Raw genomic sequence first — 18,538 nt, forward strand, 5'->3', positions numbered from 1 at the left:
GCGCGCATACCGCGCGGTATGTCACTAGGGAAGAGTGATCGATCAGGTCACGTTGCGGTCGATGTGTGAAGGCGGTATCGGTCCGGCACTACCGGACCAGCACCAGCTCGGGGTCCTCGCGCAGCTTGCCCAGCGCCCGGGACACCGCCGACTTCACCGTGCCCACCGACACCCCGAGCACCTCGGCCGTCTGTACCTCGCTGAGGTCCTCGTAGTACCTGAGGACGACCATCGCCCGCTGCCGGGCGGGCAGCTTCGTGATCGCCCGCCACATCGCGTCGTGCAGCGCCTGCTGCTCGGCCGGGTCGTCGGCGGTGGCCACCGGCTCCGGCTCGGGCAGCTCGTCGCAAGCGAACTCGTCGACCTTGCGCTTGCGCCACTGCGACGTCCGTGTGTTCAGCAGCGCCCGGCGGACATAGCCGTCCAGCGCACGATGGTCCTCGATGCGTTCCCAGGCGACATATGTCTTGGTGAGCGCGGTCTGCAGCAGGTCCTCCGCGTCGCTCGGGTTCGCGGTCAGCGACCGGGCGGTACGCAGCAGCACCGGCTGGCGGGCCTTCACGTACGACGAGAACGACGGGTACGGAAGGGTCTGCGTCGCCGGCGTGGCGGCCTTCGAAGCGCTGGTGCAGACGGGTGTGGTCATGGCTCCACGCTATGAGCGAGGGCGCCTCCGGCTCATCGGCCGTAGGTCCCGAAGACGAGTCCGCCTCAGGTTGTAGGGGTGGTGCTGGCTGCACCTCCTGAAGGTGGACGAGCGGCTCGGGGGTACTGCGGGTTGACCCCTGGGGGCTGGGCGCTCCCCCTGCGATTCATCCGCGGGGGGGTGCGCGCGTTCCCCGCGATTCATCCGCGGGGGGTGCGAGCTTTCCCCCGCGCTTCATCCGTCGGTGGCAAGCACCAGGCCCGACGTCGGCACACCCGTCCCCGCCGTCACCAGGATCCGCTCCGCACCCGGTATCTGGTTCGCCGACTTGCCCCGCAACTGCCGTACTCCCTCCGCCATGCCGTTCATACCGTGCAGATACGCCTCCCCGAGCTGCCCACCGTGCGTGTTGATCGGCAGCTCGGCCCGCCGCACGAAGTCCGCCGCCTCCCCCTTTCCGCAGAACCCGAACTCCTCCAGCTGCATCAGCACGAACGGTGTGAAGTGGTCGTACAGGATTCCCACGTCGATGTCGGCCGGTGTGCACCCGGAGGTTCGCCAGAGCTGGCGGGCCACCACGCCCATCTCCGGCAGGCCGGTCAGGTCGTCGCGGTAGAAGCTGGTCATCTGTTCCTGCGCCCGCCCCGCGCCCTGGGCGGCCGCCGCGACGACGGCGGGCCGGTGGGGCAGGTCGCGGGCCCGCTCCACCGAGGTGACGACCAGGGCCTGGCCGCCGTCGGTCTCCTGACAGCAGTCCAGCAGCCGCAGCGGCTCGACGATCCAGCGGGAGGCCGCGTGGTCGGCGAGGGTGATGGGCCGGCCGTGGAAGTACGCCGCCGGGTTGGTCGCCGCGTACCCGCGGTCCACGACGGCCACCTGCCCGAAGGCCTCCGGGGTCAGGCCGTACGTGTGCAGATACCGCTGGGCCGCCATCGCCACCCACGACGCCGGGGTGAGCAGCCCGAAGGGGAGGGACCAGCCGAGCGCCACCCCCTCGGCCGACGGCTCCCGGTGCTGCACGCCCGAGCCAAATCTCCGCCCCGACCGCTCGTTGAAGGCGCGGTAGCAGACCACCACCTCGGCGACGCCGGCGGCGATGGCGAGCGCCGCCTGCTGGACGGTCGCGCAGGCCGCGCCGCCGCCGTAGTGGACGCGGGAGAAGAAGGACAGCTCGCCCATCCCGCAGGCCTGGGCCACGGTGATCTCCGGGCTGGTGTCCATCGTGAACGTGACCAGCCCGTCCACGTCGGCCGGCCGCAGCCCGGCGTCGTCCAGTGCCGCCCGCACCGCCTCCGCCGCCAGCCGCAGCTCGCTGCGCCCCGAGTCCTTGGAGAACTCCGTCGCCCCGATGCCGACGATCGCCGCCCGTCCACCGAGGGTGTCGCGGGTGCGTACGCTCATCCCGCCTCCCCGGCCGGGAGGGTGACCGGTGCCTGGCGGGCACCTGTCCGGCGGGCGGCCGGTGCCGGGAAGGCGACCGTCACCGTGCCGGTCACATGTCTGCCGATGGAGTTGGTGCCGATCACGCGGACGGTCGCGGTGTCGTCGGCCACGTCCTCGGCCACGTCCTCGATCGTGCCCGTCAGCACCATCGTGTCCCCCGGGTAGTTGGGTGCGCCGAGTCTGATGGCCACCTTGCGGAGTACGGCCCGCGGGCCGAAGTGGTCCGTGATGTAGCTCCCTACCAGGCCGTTCGTCGTCAGGATGTTCATGAAGATGTCGGGGGAGCCCTTCTGCCGGGCCAGTTCGGCGTCGTGGTGGACGTCCTGGTAGTCGCGCGAGGCGATGGCTCCGGCGACGACGAGGGTGCGGGTGATCGGGATCTCCAGGGGCGGGAGTTCGTCACCGGGTTTCATGCGGCCTCCCCTCGGGCGCGGAAGACGGGCAGCACCAAGTCGTCGTCGTATGCCTGGAATTCGAGCAGGACGGACTGACCGATCCGCACCTTGTCGTACGGCACCCCCACCACGTTGCTGATCATCCGGACGCCTTCCGCCAGCTCGATCAGGGCGACCGCGTAGGGAGGTTCGAAGGCGGGGAAGGGCGGGTGGTGCGGGACGACGTACGAATAGACCGTCCCCTCGCCGCTCGCCTCGATCGTGTCCCAGTCCGGACAGCCGCAGGTGGTGCAGCCGGGCAGCCAGGGGTGGCGCAGGGTGCCGCAGCCGGTGCAGCGCTGGATCAGCAGCCGGTGCTGCCGGACTCCTTCCCAGAAGCCGGCGTTGTCGCGGTTGACGACCGGACGAGGGCGCGGGGGTTTCTCGCGTCGGCCCGCGGGGGCGTACTTGAGGATGCGGAAGCGGTGGGTGCCGGCGAGGTCGTCGCCCACCCGGACGTCCATACGGGTCGTCACGAAGTACCCCGTGCCGAGCTTGGTCGTCTTGCGCTCCGACACCGACTCGATCACCGCGTCGAAGGTGACCTCGTCGCCCGGCCGCAGTGCTCTGACGTACTCCTGCTCGCAGTCGGTGGCGACCACCGACGTGCAGCCCGCCTCGTCGAGAAGGGCGAGGAGTTCGTCGTACGCCTCGGTCCGTCCGATGTCGGCTCTGTGGCCGGAGAGGCCTCCCATGGTCCACACCTGGAGCATGGTGGGCGGGGCGATGGCGTCCGGGCCCGCATACGCCGGGTTGGTGTCGCCCATGGCCTCGCACCAGTGGCGGATCATGGGCGCGTTGACGGGGTCCTTGCCGACGCCGGCGACCACGGAGGGCCGTCCCTCGAAGGCCTTCAGCCGCTTCTCCAGGTCGCCCGGGTTGCTTGTGTCGCCCAAGTTGCCCACGTTGCCCAGGTCATCGCTCACCTCCTGCTTGTTGTTCACCATCGCCCCCTCGTCATCCCGTGCCGCATTGCATTGACACTTCTGGTACACCGCAGCCGCCGGTCCGGTTCCCACCAATTTCCCGAAGATTTCCCGAAGATTTCTGACTGTCCGTCAGATGAGAGAAGGTGTCAAGGCCGCGGCCCACATGCGAAAACGTCTGCGCGGCGATGCCGTAGCACCGCCGCACAGACGCATTTCCACCCCCGCAAAACCCCCCACAGGCCCCCGACAGCGCCCCCCACAGGCCCTCACGCACGGGAGCCGACCTAGCCGACCCGCGAGCACCGGCCCCCTCAGATCACCACCACAGCGGGGTGAAGTTGACGGACGTGTTGTCGTTGCCCTGATTGATGGCCGTGAACGCGGAGCCGTTGACCTGGGCGGTGTTGCTCTGGTTCGAGGCACCGGAGCCGGTCGCCTGCTGCTGCGTGGTGGACGAGTTGCCGAAGTTGTCGTTCCCGACGCCGCGGCCACCGACGGTCGCCACACCAGCGTTCGATCCGTTGTCCGCGAAGGCGCCGTTGTCCGCCGTCGCGACGCCGGTGAAGAGCGCGGCGGCGAGCGGGAGGGCGGAGACGGCGGCGATGACGCGGGCGGTACGGATGCTTGCCATGTTGTTCCTCCAGAACATGTACGTGCCGGCTGCGGTGCCGGTCGTACGTGAAATACGGCTTCTACCTGGGCAGTTGGCCGACCGCCCCGGTGCTGTGCACGACGTCGCGAGATCAGAGTTGCCCACAGAAACCCCGGCGAACTACCCCTGAAGCCGTTATTCGCCCTCAAGCGTGATGACATGTCGATAAACCCCTTTCGTGACTTCACGCGTCAGATCTGGACGATTCCGGACAGGTCCACCCAAGCCCCGCAAGGGGGGAAGCGTTCCGGCGCACTTCCAGCCAATCCGTCCAGCCCGGCGCGTCGCCCCCACCCCCTCTTCCCTTTTTCGAACACGCGTACGAACATAGAGGCATGGCCACCACCGACCGGCAGGCCACGACGCTGGCCCTCGCACACGCCCTGTCAGCCGCCGAACGCGGACTGGCCGTCATCACCCTGTCCCGGACGAAGCTCCCGGCCCTGCGCTCCCCCCACCGCGACGACCCCTCCGCCCCGCCCTGCCACGGCGAATGCGGCCACCTCGGTCACGGGGTCTACGACGCCACCACCGACCCGGACCGCATCCGCGAACTGTTCGCCGCCGCGCCCTGGGCGACCGGCTACGGCATCGCCTGCGGCCTGCCGCCCCACCACCTCATCGGCATCGACCTCGACACCAAGTCCGGCACCGACTCCTCGGCCGCCCTGCGCGAACTGGCCCTGCGCCACCTGTTCACGATCCCCGACACCGTCGTCGTCCTGACCCCCAGCGGCGGCCGGCACCTCTGGCTGAGCGGACCGCCGGACGTCGTCGTCCCCAACTCGGCGGGAAGGCTGGCCCCCGGCATCGACATCCGAGGGGCCGGCGGCTACCTCGTCGGCCCCGGCTCCCGCACCGACCACGGCGCCTACGCCACCGCCCCCGGCACCGCCCACCTCGCCCCCGCGGCCTGCCCGCCCGCACTGCTCCGCCTCCTGCTCCCCCCGCCCCGCAGCCACCACCCCACGCCCTCCTCGACCGGCGGACACGGCCAGGGCCTCGTCCAGTTCGTCCTCGCCGCCCACGAGGGCCAGCGCAACACCCGCCTGTTCTGGGCAGCCTGCCGCGCCTACGAGGACGGCATCGGCCCCGCCCTCGTCGACCCCCTGGTCGAAGCGGCCCTCAACACCGGGCTCACCGAACGCGAGGCCCGCGCGACCATCGCATCGGCGGCGCGGATGACGGGGCACCGGCCGTAGCGGACAGGGAGCTCCACGGCGGGCGTACGGGCCTGCAGGGGAAACCGAAATTCACGGGAGCACCATGCACCACCGCCCTGGAGTGCCCACCATGTCCCTGACCCGCGTGGTCCTCACCTCCGGCCGCTCGCTCGACCTCTCCGAGCTGCGGCTGTCCTCCACGTACGGCGGGATGCTGGAGGGCTACCCCTGCAAGCCGGTCAACGAGGCAAAGATCAAGGGCCTGCTACGAGCCGCCGAGCGCACGCTCCCCACCACACCCGTGCACCTCGTCCCACCCCCGCGCGAGTATCCCGACCAGTACGCGGGAGGCCTCGGCCCGGTAGAGATCCTGCCGTCCGTGGCCTGCGTCGGCTCCTTCCGCTCCATGGCCCTGCACCCGGACCACGACCCGATCCTGTACCGCTCCGCCCTTACGGTCGTCTGGTTCCAGCCCACGACGCAGATGCCGTCGGGCTGCGACGCGGAGGCCGCGCTGCGGGACATAGCGTGGGAGGAACTGGCACGCGACTACGAGTTGTAGCCCCCGGAAATCCAGTTTCTAGGTCAGTACCGGTGTGCCAGTGTCGCCCGGTGACTGTTTCCCAATCCGACCTGCTCCGCCGCCAGTTCGACCTCACCTGGGCGCTGTTCGAATACCATCTCGACCGGCTCGAACCCGAGGACTTCCTGTGGGAACCGGTGCCCCACTGCTGGACGGTACGCCGCACCGCCGACGGCACCTGGGTCCCGGACTGGGCGGACACCGAGCCCGACCCGGTCCCCGTACCGACCATCGGCTGGCTGAGCTGGCACATCGGCTGGTGGTGGGGCACCGCCCTCGACCACGTGGAGCACCGTCCGCCCCGGGCCCGAACCGACGTCACCTGGCCCGGCCCCGGAAAGCCCACGGTCGCCTGGCTCCGCGACCTCCGCACAGCCTGGCTGACCGCCCTGGCCCGCCTCACCGACACCGACCTGTCCGCCACAGCCCCCTTCCCCTGGCAGAACGACCCCGAGCACACGGTCGCCGACATGCTCGCCTGGGCGAACGCCGAACTGATGAAGAACGTGGCGGAGATCGGGCAGGTTCGGTTGCTGCGGGCTGCGTCATAGGCGCCGAGATACGCGGAAGGGGTGCCCCGGATCGGAGCACCCCTTCGAACGAGCGCGGTGGGTGTGGGATTTGAACCCACGGTGACATCGCTGCCACGACGGTTTTCAAGACCGTTCCCTTAGGCCGCTCGGGCAACCCACCCCGCGCCGCCGTCACCGGCGGCGCGGGACAAGAGTAACGGTTGCCGCAGGGCGGTGCGGGGTCAGCTGTCGCCTGTGCGGGAGCCCAGGGTGAGTTCGACCGTGCGGGTCTTGCCGTCGCGTTCGTAGGTGATGATGACCTTGTCGTCGGGCTTGTGGGTCCAGATCTCGCCGATGAGGGTGGGGCCGGAGTCGATCACGCGGTCGTCGAGCTTGGTGATGACGTCGCCGGGCTTGAGGCCGGCCTTGGCGGCGGGGCCGCCCGCCTCGACCGGGTCGGAGCCGCTGGCGCCCTGTTCGGTGATCTGGGCGCCGTCCGTGGAGTCGTCCAGGGAGACGGACGCGCCGATCTTGGCGTAGACGGGCTTGCCGGTCTGGATCAGCTGCTGGGCGACGTACTTGGCCTGGTTGATCGGGATGGCGAAGCCGAGGCCGATCGAGCCGGACTGGCTGGTGCCGCCGAGGCCGCCGTTGCTGCTGGACTGGATGGCGGAGTTGATGCCGATGACGTTGCCCTGGGCGTCCAGGAGCGGGCCGCCGGAGTTGCCGGGGTTGATGGAGGCGTCTGTCTGCAGGGCGCTCATGTAGGACGCGTTGCTGCCGGTGCCGTCGCTGGAGGCGACGGGGCGGTTCTTCGCGCTGATGATGCCTGTCGTGACCGTGTTGGAGAGGCCGAAGGGGGCGCCGATCGCGATCGTCGAGTCGCCGACGGCCACCTTGTCGGAGTCGCCGAGTGTGAGCGGCTTGAGGTCCGACGGGGCGTTCTTGAGCTTGATGACCGCCACGTCGTAGCCCTGTGCGTGGCCGACGACCTCGGCGTCGTACTTCTTGCCGTTCGGGAAGGTCGCCGTGACCTTGCCGCCGTCGACCGCGTCGGCGACCACGTGGTTGTTGGTGACGATGTGGCCCTCGGTGTCGAAGACGAACCCGGTGCCGGTGCCGCCCTCGCCGCTGGTGGACTCGGCCTCGATGGTGACGGTGCTGGGCAGCGCCTTGGCGGCGACGCCGGCGACCGTGCCGGCGTCGCGCTTGACGGAGCCGCCGCTGTCGGAGGCGGAGACGGTGGTGGAGGAGCTGCTGTCGTCGTTCTTGGCCAGCGTGTAGCCGAGGCCGCCGCCCAGGCCGCCGGCGAACAGCGCGGCCACCAGGATCGCGGCGACGAGGCCGCCGCGGCCGTTGCGGGGCTTCGGTGCGGGCTGCTGGTAGGCGGCGCCCCAGACGGATCCCGAGCCGCCGGAGCCGCCGTCACCGTAGCCGGGGGTGCCGGAGCCGCCGTCGCCGTAGCCAGGCGTGCCGGAGCCGCCGTCGGCGTACGACGGGGTGGCCGGAGGCGGTGGGGGCGGCCAGGCTCCCTGCGGCGAGGTGCCTCCATGCGAGGTGCCTCCTTGCGGGGTACCCCCCTGCGGGGCGCCGCCGGAGTCCGCCGCGGCGTAGGCGGGGGTCTGGCCCGCGTGCACCAGCTGCTGCTCCTGGGCGCCGGAGGCGCTCGGCGGCGTCGGCGGGAGCGGAGTCGTCGGGGCGCCCGCGCCGGGAGCGGTGGGCTCCTGGGGCGCCGAAGCAGCGGGAGCATCCACCGGCACGGGGGGTGCGGACGGGGCCGGGGGTACCGCGGTGCCCTCGTTCTCGGTGCTCACAGCTTCTCTCCTCGGTCCACGGCTGTAGTTTGTCGGTCGCACTCGGTCACGCGCTTCACGCTTCGCGTCGGTCGACGGTCCGGCGCGATGCAGCTGTGCATGTGTATTTGTATGCCGTCAGCTTTTCCCACAGGCCGTCAGAGCACCATAAGCGGTGCCTGTGGGTCCACGACCATTCCTTATATAGGTTATGTGGGACAAATGACGCGCAATCCCAGGACTCTGTTCGCATGCGTACCCCCGAGCGGTGGCACCATGACGCGGTGACCCACGTACGACAGCACCGGATTCAGGTCGTCGCCCACCGCGGAGCCTCGGAAGAGGCCCCCGAGCACACGCTGGCCGCGTACCGGAAGGCGATCGAGGACGGTGCCGACGCCCTCGAATGCGATGTACGGCTGACCGCGGACGGCCATCTCGTCTGTGTCCACGACCGTCGCGTCAACCGTACGTCCAACGGCCGCGGAGCGGTCTCCGCACTGGAGCTCGCCGATCTCGCCGCCCTGGACTTCGGCTCCCGCAAGACCCGGGAGTTCTGGCGCACCCGCGACGAGGAGCCCGACTGGGAGTTCCGCCCCGAGGACCGTGAGGACACCTCCGTCCTCACCCTGGAGCGGCTGCTCGAACTCGTCGCCGACGCGGGGCGCCGGGTGGAGCTGGCGATCGAGACCAAGCACCCCACGCGGTGGGCGGGGCAGGTCGAGGAGCGGCTGCTGGTGCTGCTGAAGCGGTTCGGGCTGGACGCCCCGGCGTCCGCGGCCGAGTCGTCGGTGCGGGTCATGAGTTTCTCGGCACGCTCGCTGCACCGGGTGCGGGCCGCCTCACCGACGCTGCCGACGGTCTACCTGATGCAGTTCGTCTCGCCCCGGCTGCGCGACGGACGGCTGCCGGCGGGCGTCGGGATCGCGGGTCCCTCGATCCGGATCGTGCGCAATCACCCGGCGTACATCGAGCGTCTGAAACGAGCCGGGAACCAAGTGCACGTGTGGACGGTGAACGAGCCCGAGGACGTCGATCTCTGCGTCGACCTGGGCGTCGACGCCATCATCACCAACCGCCCGCGCGCGGTACTGGGCCGGCTGGGCCGCTGACGCACGCGCGCGTGCGTCACGACTCTTGACCCGGCAGCCCCACCGGCCCCATCCTCCAGTCTCGGCCACACCGTCGAAATCCAGCCAGGCGACTACAGGGAGTGCCCCGGCGCGTTCGGTCCGTGTTCGATCATTGCGAATGCGTCACCATACATGGATTGGCCGGTTTCCGGTACAGGCCAATGGGGCATCCACACCGTGGCGTGGGGCAAAGGAGGTCTCGGGGGTGGCGTTGGTGGTGGCACAGGAGGTGCCCACGTCGTCGAGCATGGCCGTACCCCATGGCCCTGCGGGCGTGGGTGAGGCAAGACACCGTATGCGCACACAGTTGCGCAGGGGCGGTGTGGCGGAAGCGGTCATCGACGACGCCGTACTCATTCTTTCCGAACTCTTGAGCAATGCGTGCAAGCACGGCAGGCCGCTGGGCGACGCCCTGGCCGGGGACGGCGACGTCCGGGCCGCATGGCGCGTTGACACGGGCGGCAGGCTCACGGTCGAGGTGACGGACGGCGGCGGACCCACCCGCCCGGCTCCGGCCACGCCCTCGGTCACCGCGCACGGCGGCCGCGGGCTGAACATCATCACCGCGCTGGCCGACGACTGGGGCGTACGGGACGAGACCCGCGGCGAGATCACGGTATGGGTCGTCGTCCACGACGACGTTCACGATCCCGACGCCGGTCACCGACGCGACGACTTCGCCGCACGCTCCTCCACTCTCGACTTCCCTCGAGCGCGAAGGACCGCCGGACCCCCCATGGCACCGTCGGTCTCGGCGATACCCGAGATGGCCGAGCTGAACTTCGCGGACGCCTTCGACGACCTGGACTGAAAACCGACCCGTTCCGGTTCGACGACCTGGACCGAACCGACCGGTTACCGGAGGATCCGCGCGTTGTCCACAGGTCGGCACGTAGGCCGCGTTGTCCACAGGCTCCGGTCGTCGATGGCGCAAACGGCTAGGCTCGCGCCCGTACGAGACGAGCCGTAACCGGGAGACACCCACGATGGCCAAGAAGCGACCCCAGACGAAGGCCAAGCGGCCGCAGCTCAGCGATGCCGCCCGCGCCGGAGGCGCTGATGGAGACTTTCCGGTGGTCGGTGCCCGTGAGCCCTGCCCCTGTGGCAGCGGCCGGCGTTACAAGGCCTGTCACGGCCGGGCCGCCCAGCACGCCGTGACCGAGCTGGTCCAGCGCCCCTTCGACGGGCTGCCCGGTGAGTGCGACTGGGTGGCGCTGCGCGAGCTGGTGCCGGCCGCCACGGTGGAGCTGACGCTGAAGGGCGGCCTCCCCGAGGGCGTCCCGTCGGTCACGCTGGCCACGGTGCTGCCGATGGCCTGGCCGGCGCTGCGCCGCGACGACGGCTCGGTCCTGCTGGGCCTGCAGAACGACACGGCGTCCGGCGACATCAGCCGCGACCTCGCCGACACCCTCCAGCGCGCGCTCACCGCGGACCCGGGCACTCCGGTCCAGTCCCGCCGCGCTCCGGCGGACGGTCCGCGCCTGCAGGAACTGCTCGACTCCGAAGGCGCGTTCGAGCCAGTTGTGCACCCGGGCTTCGAGTTCTGGGTCCCGGACGCGGAGAACGCCACGCCGGAGGTGACCGCTTCTCTGGAACGGGCCAACGCCGCGGCCATCCCGACCGTGCGGCTGACCGGCGTGGACGCCGCGTACTGGTGCGAGACGCCGGACAAGAACCACCTGCGCTGGGTGATGCCGCACCCGGAGGAGCAGCTTCTGGACGCCCTGGCGCGGCTGCACGCGGCGGGCAGGTCGAACCTCGGCGAGGGCACCCGCCTCGTGGGCTCCTTCCGCGCTCACGGGCTTACCGTGCCGGTCTGGGACCTGCCGAGCGGAGTCTCGGCGGAGGACATTGAGAAGCCCGCCGCCGAGTTCGCCGAGCGCCTCTCCGGCGCGCTGGCCACGGACGCACCGCTGACCCCGGACGAGCGCCGCGCGCGCGGCGGACTGACCAACCGGCAGGTCACGCTGAGTTGACACAGACCGTGCGGCTGACCGGTCGGTCAGCCGCACCGAGTCTTGCGGAGCCGACGGCTCCGCTCACAACTCCCCTTCGCCGCAAGCCAGTCGGTGTCCGAATAGCCGAGCAAGAGCCGAGATCGAATTTGCGAACGGCCGATCTCTTGTTACCGTTTCAGTAGCCCGGTTGCTGGTGCATCCCCCGTCGCCAGCAACCGGGCCTTTTCATGTCCGCGCGCCCTTTACGCACCGGCGTCCTGCGTCAACTGCCCGTAGTGGCCCCGGAGTTGCTCCCGGCCCGCAGCAGCAGCGGCCCGTCCTCGGCCCGCCCCGCGAACTCCGCCACCGCCGTGTACCCGTCCAGATCCCCCCTGGTGCCTTCCCGGGGTGTCTCGCAGGTTCCCGGCTCGTCCTCGGCGCCCACCGCGCAGTGCATCTGCACGGTCCGTCCGCCGGGACCCATGAGGCTCAGTACGGAGTCCAGTGCGCCGCCGGTCGCGTTGCGGTAGTAGGTGCGCGCCCAGGTCTCCTCACCCTGCGTCAGCACACACGTCTGCGCCTCGACGCCGTCGGAGGAGGTGAGTTCGGGACCGCAGCGGGCGGCGGTGGCAAGACCGAGGCCGAACAGCGGCGGGGAGCCGGCGGGTTCGGCGGAGGGGGCCTTGGCGTCGGCGGGTGGCGCGGAAGGACGTACCGCGTCACGTGCGGACGAGGCACGTGCGGGCAGTCGCCCCTCGTCGCCCACCTGTCCCGCGGACGCCATGGCCAGCGGCAGCGCGGCCGCGCAGACCACGACGCCCGCGAGGGCGAGCAGACGGATCTTCCGGGAGTCTGGGGGCCTTCCCCCAGAATGTCGCACCATGCATCGGAACATAACGAGCGGGAGCGGGCGTCCGGTTCCGCCCGCGCCGACACCCCTACAACTCGGGTGCGCTCACACCCGTACGAGTGAGGGCCTCGACCACCGCGTCCACCACGGCCTCCACGTCGGGCACCCACGGAGAGGCCGAGCCGGGCAGCGGGGCGCGCTCCCACTGGATCTCGCCGTCGCCCGTCTCGGAGGGTGGCAGAGCCAGATAGCCGCCCTCTCCGTGGAAGCGGAGGGAGCCGGGGACGTAGTCCTTGGCGTACAGCAGTTCGCCCAACTGCTCCATGGAGTACGGCTTCACGAGCAGCGCCCAGCGGGTGGGCGTAGCGACGACCGGGCCGAGGCGCATGCCCTTGCGGTCGAGCACGGCCAGGGCCCGGGCGGCCGCGAGGGCCGGCAGGCTGACCGCGCAGGGAGCGTTGCCGCCGGTGGCCAGGACGATCGGCGCGGCGGGGCGGTTGGTCCACCACCAGCGCACCATGCGCTCGTCGGTGGTGGCCGCGAGGAGGCCGGGGTCGAAGGGGTGGGCACCGGGCACCGTGCACTCGGGGTCGGGGCAGCCGCAGCGGGCACGCCCCTGTGGGTCCGCCGCCACGCCCGGGAGTACGGGCCACTGCCATTCCGTCGCGAAGGTCAGGGCCGCGCTGATCAACTCAGGCCTTCCGTCGCTGCGCTGGGACAGGAGCCTGCGTCGCTTTCCGAGGATCTCGCGCATGAGCGCTCGTTCCTTTCCGTTGCACCGCTGGCAACACCGAGGACCACATCACACCATGTGTCGATCACTTCACTGTGCGTACCTGTTGGCGCATCACACCCCTGTCAGAGACAAGGGGAACCCCTATGGGCCGAACGTTGAGCTGCGTCCACGGGCCTGGCCCACACTGCCGTGCATCTCAAGCATGGGCCTGGCGTGGGGGTGGCGAAGTCTGGCGTTTGCCGTCCCGCGTATTTCTCTTCGCCTCCGCCACGGGAGGATGGGGCACGGTCGTCGGTGGCTAAGACGCCCGGGTCCGTCGCCAGGTTCCGGGTGATTGCCAACCACCCCTGGTCTTCTCCGAGTACGTACCCATCACGACCGTTGTGACGCTCTGTGGAGCAAGGCCAGTCGACCGCAATAAGCCGTTACCCGAGTCAGTTTTAGGCCAACTTTGCCTTTTGGCAAGTGCGGCACCCGCGACCCACGGACACCAGGAATCCCGGCAGGACAATGCTGGACATCCCCTCACGAGTGCGTGTACATGTGGAGACACTGCTAGCGGCGCAGAATGACATGGGGGTTTGCGATGCTTTTGAGCAATACGCACCGGTCGGAAAGCCGGACACCATGAACGCCCCTCACCCTCCGAAAGTGGCTGGAATCGATTCAACGGTTCCCTCGCCCGCACACACTGTCGCGCCCGCGCCTGCCGCCTCGGGTACCTCTGCGGTTCTCTCGCCGAACGCGCCGGGCGCGTTGCTCCAGGACCGTCTCGCCGGCTGGGTCTCGGATCTCACGACCCTCCACGAACTCACCGAACGCCTGGCCCGCACGGACACGCTCGCCGACGCCCTGCAGGAACTGCTGCACGCCGGAGCCGCCCTGGTGGGCGCCCGCCGCGGACTCGTCGTGCTGGAACCCGGCGACGGACTCGGCCCCGACACCACCCTCGGCCTGGGCCTCGCCCGCGCCGACCTCGGCCACATCGAGACCGTGCCGCGCAGCTCCATGTCGTACGGCCGCATCCTCGACGGACTGCCCGGCGGCGACGCCGAGATCACTGAGCCCGACCTCTTCGCCGAGGACGGGCTCGACCCCCGGCACCGCGAGGTCGCCGCCCGTCTGGGCTACGCCGCGAGCTACGCGCTGCCCCTGACGGCTGAGGCGTCCACCGAGCGCGCCGCCCGTCTCGGCGCCGCCGTGTGGCTCTACGACGAGCCCGCCGAGCCCGCCGAGCGGCAGCGCCACCTGGTCGGCCTGTACGCCCGGTACGCCGGCGAGCACCTGGCCCGGCTCCTCGAAATCGAGCGCACGCGCGCGTGCATGGCGACGATCGCCGAGGAGCTGCTGCCGTCCCGGCTCCCCCGCGTCGCGGGCGTACGGCTCGCCGCCCGGCATCGCACCGGCCCGCGCGGTGGCGGCGACTGGTACGACGCGCTGCCGCTGCCGGACGCCGCGCTCGGCCTCGCCGTGGGCTCGGTGACGGGTTCCGGGCCCAGCGCGATCGCCGCCATGGGACGGCTGAGAGCCTCCCTGCGGGCGTACGCCGTGATGGAGGGCGAGGACCCCGTCGCCGTCCTGTCCGACCTGGAGCTGCTGCTCAGACTCACCGAGCCCGCCCGCTCCGCCACCGCCCTGTTCGCCTACTGCGAGCCCGCGCTGCGCAAGATCACGCTGGCCGGTGCCGGGCACTGCCCGCCGCTGCTGGTCGGCGAGCGGCGCACCGAGTTCGTGGAGACCTCCCTGTCCGCACCGCTCGGAATGCTCGCCTGCTGGGAGGCGCCCGGCGTGGAGCTCCAGGCCCAGCCAGGAGAGACGGTTCTGCTCTACACCGACGGGCTGCTGCACCGCACCGGCGACGCCACGGACCGCGCCTTCGCCCGGCTGCACGCGGCGGCGGCCGGCGTGCCGAGAGCGCTGCGGCGCGACCCGGAGGCGATCGCCGACCACGTGCTGCGGACCGTGCTGCCGGACGGGCTGGACGAGGCGGACTCCGAGGAGGACGTGGTCCTGCTCGCCGCTCACTTCGAGTAGCCGGGCGTGAGCGGTCCTGTAACAGGTCATTCGGCCCTGGGCCCCCTTCCGTACGACCGTACGATGGAGGGGGTCCAGTGCCGTAACTAGGAGGATGACCGTGGCCGAAGAACTCACCCCGGAGACCCCGGAAGCTGAGTCTGAGGAGCCCATCAAGCAGCGGAAGAACGGCCTGTATCCGGGCGTGTCCGACGAGCTTGCCGAGAACATGAAGTCCGGCTGGGCCGACACGGAACTGCGCGACCTGGAGCCGATCGCGCAGGCCGCCGAGACCGCCGCCCGCCGGGCCGCGCTCTCCGCGCGCTTCCCGGGCGAACGTCTGGTGATCCCCGCGGGCAACCTGAAGACCCGCTCGAACGACACCGAGTACGCCTTCCGGGCGTCGGTCGAGTACGCGTACCTCACCGGCAACCAGACCGAGGACGGCGTCCTGGTCATGGAGCCCACCGCCGACGGCCACAAGGCGACGATCTACCTCCTGCCGCGCTCCGACCGCGAGAACGGCGAGTTCTGGCTCTCCGGCCAGGGCGAGCTGTGGGTCGGCCGCCGGCACTCCCTCACCGAGGCCGAGAAGCTGTACGGCATCCCCGCCTCGGACGTGCGCGAGCTGGCCGACCGGCTGCGCGAGGCCACCGGTCCGGTGCGGGTCGTGCGCGGATACGACGCCGGCATCGAGGCCGCGCTGACCGACAAGGTCACCGCCGAGCGCGACGCCGAGCTGCGGGTCTTCCTCTCCGAGGCGCGGCTGGTCAAGGACGAGTTCGAGATCGGCGAGCTGCAGAAGGCGGTCGACTCGACAGTCCGCGGCTTCGAGGACGTGGTCAGGGTCCTCGACAAGGCCGAGGCCACCTCCGAGCGGTACATCGAGGGCACGTTCTTCCTCCGCGCGCGCGTGGAGGGCAACGACGTCGGCTACGGCACCATCGCCGCGGCCGGCCCGCACGCCTGCACGCTGCACTGGGTGCGCAACGACGGGCCGGTGCGCTCCGGTGACCTGCTGCTGCTCGACGCGGGCGTCGAGACGCACACGTACTACACCGCCGACGTCACGCGCACGCTGCCGGTCAACGGCCGGTTCAGCGAGATCCAGAAGAAGATCTACGACGCCGTGTACGACGCCCAGGAGGCCGGTATCGAGGCCGTGAAGCCGGGCGGGAAGTACCGGGACTTCCATGACGCCGCGCAGCGGGTGCTGACCGAGCGGCTCGTGGCGTGGGGGCTGGTCGAGGGGCCGGTCGAGCGGGTGCTGGAGCTGGGGTTGCAGCGCCGGTGGACGCTGCACGGCACGGGGCACATGCTCGGCATGGACGTCCATGACTGCGCTGCCGCGCGCGTGGAGTCGTATGTGGACGGCACGCTGGAGCCGGGGATGGTGCTCACCGTCGAGCCCGGGTTGTACTTCCAGGCCGACGATCTGACCGTGCCTGAGGAGTACCGGGGGATCGGTGTGCGGATCGAGGACGACATTCTGGTGACGGAGGACGGCAACCGGAATCTGTCGGCGGACCTGCCCCGGCAGTCCGACGAGGTGGAGTCCTGGATGGCGTCCCTCAAGGGCTGAGATTCGTCTGCGGGTGTGTCGTGGATGGTCGCCCCCAGGCGGCGGAGCCGCATATGTCACAGCCCCGCGCTCCTGGCGGTATCGGTGTGGATCTGCATCTAGAAGGCGACGTCGCCGAAGGGCGCCGCGTCGGGCTCGAGCGCGCCCTCCGCGATGCCGTGCGGGACGGGCGTCTCGCGCCCGGGGCGCCCTTGCCCGCGACCCGACGGCTCGCGGATGAGCTGGGGGTCTCGCGGGGAGCTCGCGGACCGGCCCGGGGCGCGCGGTACGGCGGTGCTGCCGGCGCTGGCGACCGGGCTGGCGGTGGCGTCCTTCCTGGTCGTCCGGGACTTCGGGTCCTTCCTGGTGGCGGCCTGCGGCTACGCCTCCGCCCAGTCGGGGCTCGCCGCGGCCCGGCAGGCGGGGCTGGTGCCGACCGGGGAGCGGACCGGGCTGCTCGCGCATCTCCAGTCGACGCTCAACGCCGGTCTGGCAGTGGGCGCGGGGCTGGAGGGCTTGCGCTGCGCGCCGGGACGCGGGCGGCGTATCTCGGGGTGTTCGCGCTGGACGCGGTGAGCTTTGTGGTGTGTGCGGGACTGTTGGTGCGATTGCCTGCGGTGGCGCCGGTTGTGCACGAGGGCCGTCGTGATCTGGGAGTGCTGCGCGACCGCCCCTACGCGCCTCAACACCGTGCTCCTGCTGCGCATGCCGCTGCTCAGCCTCGGACTGCCGCTGTGGATCGCCGAGTGCACGGACGCGCCGGCCCGGCTGGTCTCCGCGCTGTTCGTGCTCAACACCGGGGCGGTGATGGTGTTCCAGGTGCGGATGGCGCGCGGCGTCACGGGGATCACGTCGGCCACGCGCGCGGTGCGGCGGTCGGGGTGGGTGATGCCGGCGGCGTGCGCGGTGTTCGCGCTGTCGGCGGGCGCGTCGCCATGGGCGGCCGTCGGTGCGCTGGTCGCCGGGGCGGTGCTGCTGGTCGTCGCCGAGGCTTCTTCGGGACCGGTGTGACCGTGGCCCGCACCCTGGGCCCCCTGGTGCTGACCTCGCTGCTGCTCGGGTGGGGCACGGCAGGATGGCTGGCGCTGGGAGGAGCGACGCTCGTGGCGTCGTACGCGATGGGCCCGGCGATCCGCCGCGCCCATGCCTGTCAGGCGGACTTCAGGCTGCCCGTACCGGTGAACTGAGCCGCACCGGAAGCGAGTCCAGGAACAGCGCCCCCGCCAGCAGCCCCGCGCTCCCCCGCGGGCTCCACGCGCGCGCGTGGAGTCGGCGTCGAGGGCGTGCAGGGCTTCGCGGCCCGCCTCCGTCGCCGTACCGCCCGCTTCCAGGACCCCGCGGGCGCCCGCCTGGACGTGCCGCAGGCCGACCGGGCCCGCGGTGTGCAGGAGTTCGGTGTCCTGGAGGGTGGACATCACGGTGAGCAGGGCGTCGAGCCGGGCCTCGCTCTCGTCGGCGCCGACCGAGCGGGCGACGGCGAGGGCGTCCAACGCCCGCCGTACGTGCGGGAATCCGGCCCGGGCTTCGCCGCGCGCCCCGGCGGCGCCGTACTTCGCCGAGATCGACGAGCCGCGCGAGGGCCGCCGCGGGGCCCGCCGGTCGGGATGCGCGGCGATCCGCTTGGCGGCCGCGGCCACGTCCTTCGCCCCGGCGCGGGGTTCGAGGGCGGCCGCGGCGACCAGCAGGCGCTACACCGCCATCAGCGGCGCGTCCTTCTTCCACTTCAGGATCTTGTCGAAGCTCACCACCGCGCCCCGCCGACCGGGCTTGTTGCCGATGTGGACGTGGTCGGCGAGTTCCTCGATGAGACAGAGGCCGCGGCCGTTCTCGTCCTCCAGGGGCGCCGGACGGGCCGGCGGCCGGGGGCGTGCGGCCGAGAAGCCGGGACCCGAGTCGGCGACCTCAATACGGCACTTCTCACCGTCGAGGTAGGCGGTGACGCGGTACGCCTGCGAGGAACCCTCGTGGCCGCCGTCCCCGCCGTGCTCCACCGCGTTCGCGCAGGCCTCGCTGAGGGCCAGGGAGAGGTCGTAGGAGATGTCGGGATCGACGCCCGCCGTCTCCATGGTGCCGAGCAGCAGCCGCCGGGCGAGCGGAACGCTCGCGGCTTCGCGCCGCAGATGGAGTGACCACCAGATGCTCATGCTCCAGCC

At 71.1% G+C, this 18,538-nt stretch carries 17 protein-coding genes, 1 tRNA gene and 3 pseudogenes; 10 read left to right on the forward strand and 11 right to left on the reverse strand.

Going from position 1 to position 18,538, the window contains the following annotated elements; all coding sequences use genetic code 11:
- Nucleotides 1–88: 88 nt before the first annotated feature.
- The 5 genes from QFZ76_RS25765 to QFZ76_RS25785 form a co-directional block, all read right to left on the reverse strand.
- The gene (locus QFZ76_RS25765) at nucleotides 89–646 is read right to left on the reverse strand and encodes a SigE family RNA polymerase sigma factor (protein WP_307675962.1); all 558 of its coding nucleotides are present in this window, start codon (nucleotides 644–646) and stop codon (nucleotides 89–91) included.
- Nucleotides 647–880: 234 nt separating this feature from the next.
- Entirely contained in the window at nucleotides 881–2,047 is a 1,167-nt protein-coding gene (locus QFZ76_RS25770; protein WP_307675963.1) for a lipid-transfer protein, read from the reverse strand.
- Complete coding sequence (locus tag QFZ76_RS25775) at nucleotides 2,044–2,502, reverse strand: MaoC family dehydratase (RefSeq protein ID WP_307675964.1); 459 nt, start codon at nucleotides 2,500–2,502, stop codon at nucleotides 2,044–2,046. Before QFZ76_RS25775 ends, QFZ76_RS25770 begins: the two co-directional genes overlap by 4 nt.
- On the reverse strand, nucleotides 2,499–3,470 hold the full coding sequence (locus tag QFZ76_RS25780; RefSeq protein ID WP_307675965.1) for a bifunctional MaoC family dehydratase N-terminal/OB-fold nucleic acid binding domain-containing protein: 972 nt from the start codon (nucleotides 3,468–3,470) through the stop codon (nucleotides 2,499–2,501). The genes QFZ76_RS25775 and QFZ76_RS25780 overlap by 4 nt, the downstream gene beginning before the upstream one ends.
- 298 nt (nucleotides 3,471–3,768) lie before the next feature.
- Nucleotides 3,769–4,083, reverse strand: coding sequence for a hypothetical protein (locus QFZ76_RS25785; RefSeq protein WP_307675966.1), 315 nt, complete (start codon nucleotides 4,081–4,083; stop codon nucleotides 3,769–3,771).
- Between the two features lie 356 nt (nucleotides 4,084–4,439).
- Between QFZ76_RS25785 and QFZ76_RS25790 the strand changes: the two genes are divergently transcribed.
- The 3 genes from QFZ76_RS25790 (at nucleotide 4,440) to QFZ76_RS25800 (ending at nucleotide 6,401) form a co-directional block, all read left to right on the forward strand.
- On the forward strand, nucleotides 4,440–5,306 hold the full coding sequence (locus QFZ76_RS25790; RefSeq protein ID WP_307675967.1) for a bifunctional DNA primase/polymerase: 867 nt from the start codon (nucleotides 4,440–4,442) through the stop codon (nucleotides 5,304–5,306).
- A 91-nt stretch (nucleotides 5,307–5,397) separates the two neighbouring features.
- Complete coding sequence (locus QFZ76_RS25795; protein WP_307675968.1) at nucleotides 5,398–5,829, forward strand: hypothetical protein; 432 nt, start codon at nucleotides 5,398–5,400, stop codon at nucleotides 5,827–5,829.
- Nucleotides 5,830–5,879: 50 nt separating this feature from the next.
- Entirely contained in the window at nucleotides 5,880–6,401 is a 522-nt protein-coding gene (locus QFZ76_RS25800) for a DinB family protein (protein WP_307675969.1), read from the forward strand.
- Between the two features lie 55 nt (nucleotides 6,402–6,456).
- Here QFZ76_RS25800 and QFZ76_RS25805 read toward each other — a convergent pair.
- Nucleotides 6,457–6,543, reverse strand: a tRNA-Ser gene (locus QFZ76_RS25805).
- A 61-nt stretch (nucleotides 6,544–6,604) separates the two neighbouring features.
- Nucleotides 6,605–8,176, reverse strand: a complete 1,572-nt coding sequence (locus QFZ76_RS25810; RefSeq protein ID WP_307675970.1) for a S1C family serine protease — start codon at nucleotides 8,174–8,176, stop codon at nucleotides 6,605–6,607.
- A 263-nt stretch (nucleotides 8,177–8,439) separates the two neighbouring features.
- On the opposite strand from QFZ76_RS25810, the gene QFZ76_RS25815 reads away from it, so the two are divergent.
- From QFZ76_RS25815 to QFZ76_RS25825, 3 genes are all read left to right on the forward strand, one after another.
- Nucleotides 8,440–9,267, forward strand: a complete 828-nt coding sequence (locus tag QFZ76_RS25815; protein ID WP_266448314.1) for a glycerophosphodiester phosphodiesterase — start codon at nucleotides 8,440–8,442, stop codon at nucleotides 9,265–9,267.
- Nucleotides 9,268–9,406: 139 nt separating this feature from the next.
- Nucleotides 9,407–10,099 carry an ATP-binding protein gene (locus QFZ76_RS25820; RefSeq protein ID WP_307675971.1) on the forward strand — a complete coding sequence of 231 codons (693 nt, stop codon included), beginning with the start codon at nucleotides 9,407–9,409 and terminating at the stop codon, nucleotides 10,097–10,099.
- A 175-nt stretch (nucleotides 10,100–10,274) separates the two neighbouring features.
- On the forward strand, nucleotides 10,275–11,264 hold the full coding sequence (locus tag QFZ76_RS25825) for a DUF5926 family protein (RefSeq protein WP_307675972.1): 990 nt from the start codon (nucleotides 10,275–10,277) through the stop codon (nucleotides 11,262–11,264).
- Between the two features lie 244 nt (nucleotides 11,265–11,508).
- Here the strand turns inward: QFZ76_RS25825 and QFZ76_RS25830 are convergent, their stop codons facing one another.
- Nucleotides 11,509–12,108: a hypothetical protein gene (locus QFZ76_RS25830; protein ID WP_307675973.1), complete on the reverse strand. Its 600-nt coding sequence runs from the start codon at nucleotides 12,106–12,108 to the stop codon at nucleotides 11,509–11,511.
- Between the two features lie 55 nt (nucleotides 12,109–12,163).
- Nucleotides 12,164–12,829, reverse strand: coding sequence for a bifunctional DNA primase/polymerase (locus tag QFZ76_RS25835; RefSeq protein WP_307675974.1), 666 nt, complete (start codon nucleotides 12,827–12,829; stop codon nucleotides 12,164–12,166).
- Nucleotides 12,830–13,321: 492 nt separating this feature from the next.
- Here QFZ76_RS25835 and QFZ76_RS25840 point away from each other — a divergent pair, with 492 nt between their 5' ends.
- The 4 genes and pseudogenes from QFZ76_RS25840 to QFZ76_RS25855 all read left to right on the forward strand — a co-directional run.
- Complete coding sequence (locus tag QFZ76_RS25840; protein WP_307675975.1) at nucleotides 13,322–14,845, forward strand: PP2C family protein-serine/threonine phosphatase; 1,524 nt, start codon at nucleotides 13,322–13,324, stop codon at nucleotides 14,843–14,845.
- A gap of 94 nt (nucleotides 14,846–14,939) precedes the next feature.
- Nucleotides 14,940–16,406 (forward strand): aminopeptidase P family protein, encoded by a 1,467-nt coding sequence (locus QFZ76_RS25845; protein ID WP_307675976.1) that lies wholly within the window; start codon nucleotides 14,940–14,942, stop codon nucleotides 16,404–16,406.
- A 53-nt stretch (nucleotides 16,407–16,459) separates the two neighbouring features.
- Nucleotides 16,460–16,652: pseudogene (locus QFZ76_RS25850) on the forward strand (GntR family transcriptional regulator); the annotation flags it as partial.
- Nucleotides 16,641–17,572 (forward strand): annotated as a pseudogene (locus tag QFZ76_RS25855) (MFS transporter); the annotation flags it as partial. The pseudogenes QFZ76_RS25850 and QFZ76_RS25855, both read left to right, overlap by 12 nt.
- Here the strand turns inward: QFZ76_RS25855 and QFZ76_RS25860 are convergent.
- Nucleotides 17,547–18,070, reverse strand: a pseudogene (locus QFZ76_RS25860) (triphosphoribosyl-dephospho-CoA synthase); the annotation flags it as partial. The pseudogenes QFZ76_RS25855 and QFZ76_RS25860 sit on opposite strands and share 26 nt — an antisense overlap.
- A 3-nt stretch (nucleotides 18,071–18,073) precedes the next feature.
- Nucleotides 18,074–18,529, reverse strand: coding sequence for an ATP-binding protein (locus tag QFZ76_RS25865; protein ID WP_266436783.1), 456 nt, complete (start codon nucleotides 18,527–18,529; stop codon nucleotides 18,074–18,076).
- Between the last annotated feature and the right edge of the window lie 9 nt (nucleotides 18,530–18,538).

It is taken from the genome of Streptomyces sp. V4I2, assembly GCF_030817655.1.
Taxonomy (GTDB): domain Bacteria; phylum Actinomycetota; class Actinomycetes; order Streptomycetales; family Streptomycetaceae; genus Streptomyces; species Streptomyces plumbiresistens.

Coding starts and splice junctions, on each gene's coding strand:
- QFZ76_RS25830 (WP_307675973.1), bottom strand. CDS start 12,108: ATGGTGCGACATTCTGGGGGAAGGCCCCCAGACTCCCGGAAGATCCGT.
- QFZ76_RS25765 (WP_307675962.1), bottom strand. CDS start 646: ATGACCACACCCGTCTGCACCAGCGCTTCGAAGGCCGCCACGCCGGCG.
- QFZ76_RS25835 (WP_307675974.1), bottom strand. CDS start 12,829: ATGCGCGAGATCCTCGGAAAGCGACGCAGGCTCCTGTCCCAGCGCAGC.
- QFZ76_RS25840 (WP_307675975.1), top strand. CDS start 13,322: ATGCTGGACATCCCCTCACGAGTGCGTGTACATGTGGAGACACTGCTA.
- QFZ76_RS25775 (WP_307675964.1), bottom strand. CDS start 2,502: ATGAAACCCGGTGACGAACTCCCGCCCCTGGAGATCCCGATCACCCGC.
- QFZ76_RS25820 (WP_307675971.1), top strand. CDS start 9,407: ATGCGTCACCATACATGGATTGGCCGGTTTCCGGTACAGGCCAATGGG.
- QFZ76_RS25790 (WP_307675967.1), top strand. CDS start 4,440: ATGGCCACCACCGACCGGCAGGCCACGACGCTGGCCCTCGCACACGCC.
- QFZ76_RS25795 (WP_307675968.1), top strand. CDS start 5,398: ATGTCCCTGACCCGCGTGGTCCTCACCTCCGGCCGCTCGCTCGACCTC.
- QFZ76_RS25825 (WP_307675972.1), top strand. CDS start 10,275: ATGGCCAAGAAGCGACCCCAGACGAAGGCCAAGCGGCCGCAGCTCAGC.
- QFZ76_RS25865 (WP_266436783.1), bottom strand. CDS start 18,529: ATGAGCATCTGGTGGTCACTCCATCTGCGGCGCGAAGCCGCGAGCGTT.
- QFZ76_RS25845 (WP_307675976.1), top strand. CDS start 14,940: ATGACCGTGGCCGAAGAACTCACCCCGGAGACCCCGGAAGCTGAGTCT.
- QFZ76_RS25780 (WP_307675965.1), bottom strand. CDS start 3,470: ATGGTGAACAACAAGCAGGAGGTGAGCGATGACCTGGGCAACGTGGGC.
- QFZ76_RS25770 (WP_307675963.1), bottom strand. CDS start 2,047: ATGAGCGTACGCACCCGCGACACCCTCGGTGGACGGGCGGCGATCGTC.
- QFZ76_RS25785 (WP_307675966.1), bottom strand. CDS start 4,083: ATGGCAAGCATCCGTACCGCCCGCGTCATCGCCGCCGTCTCCGCCCTC.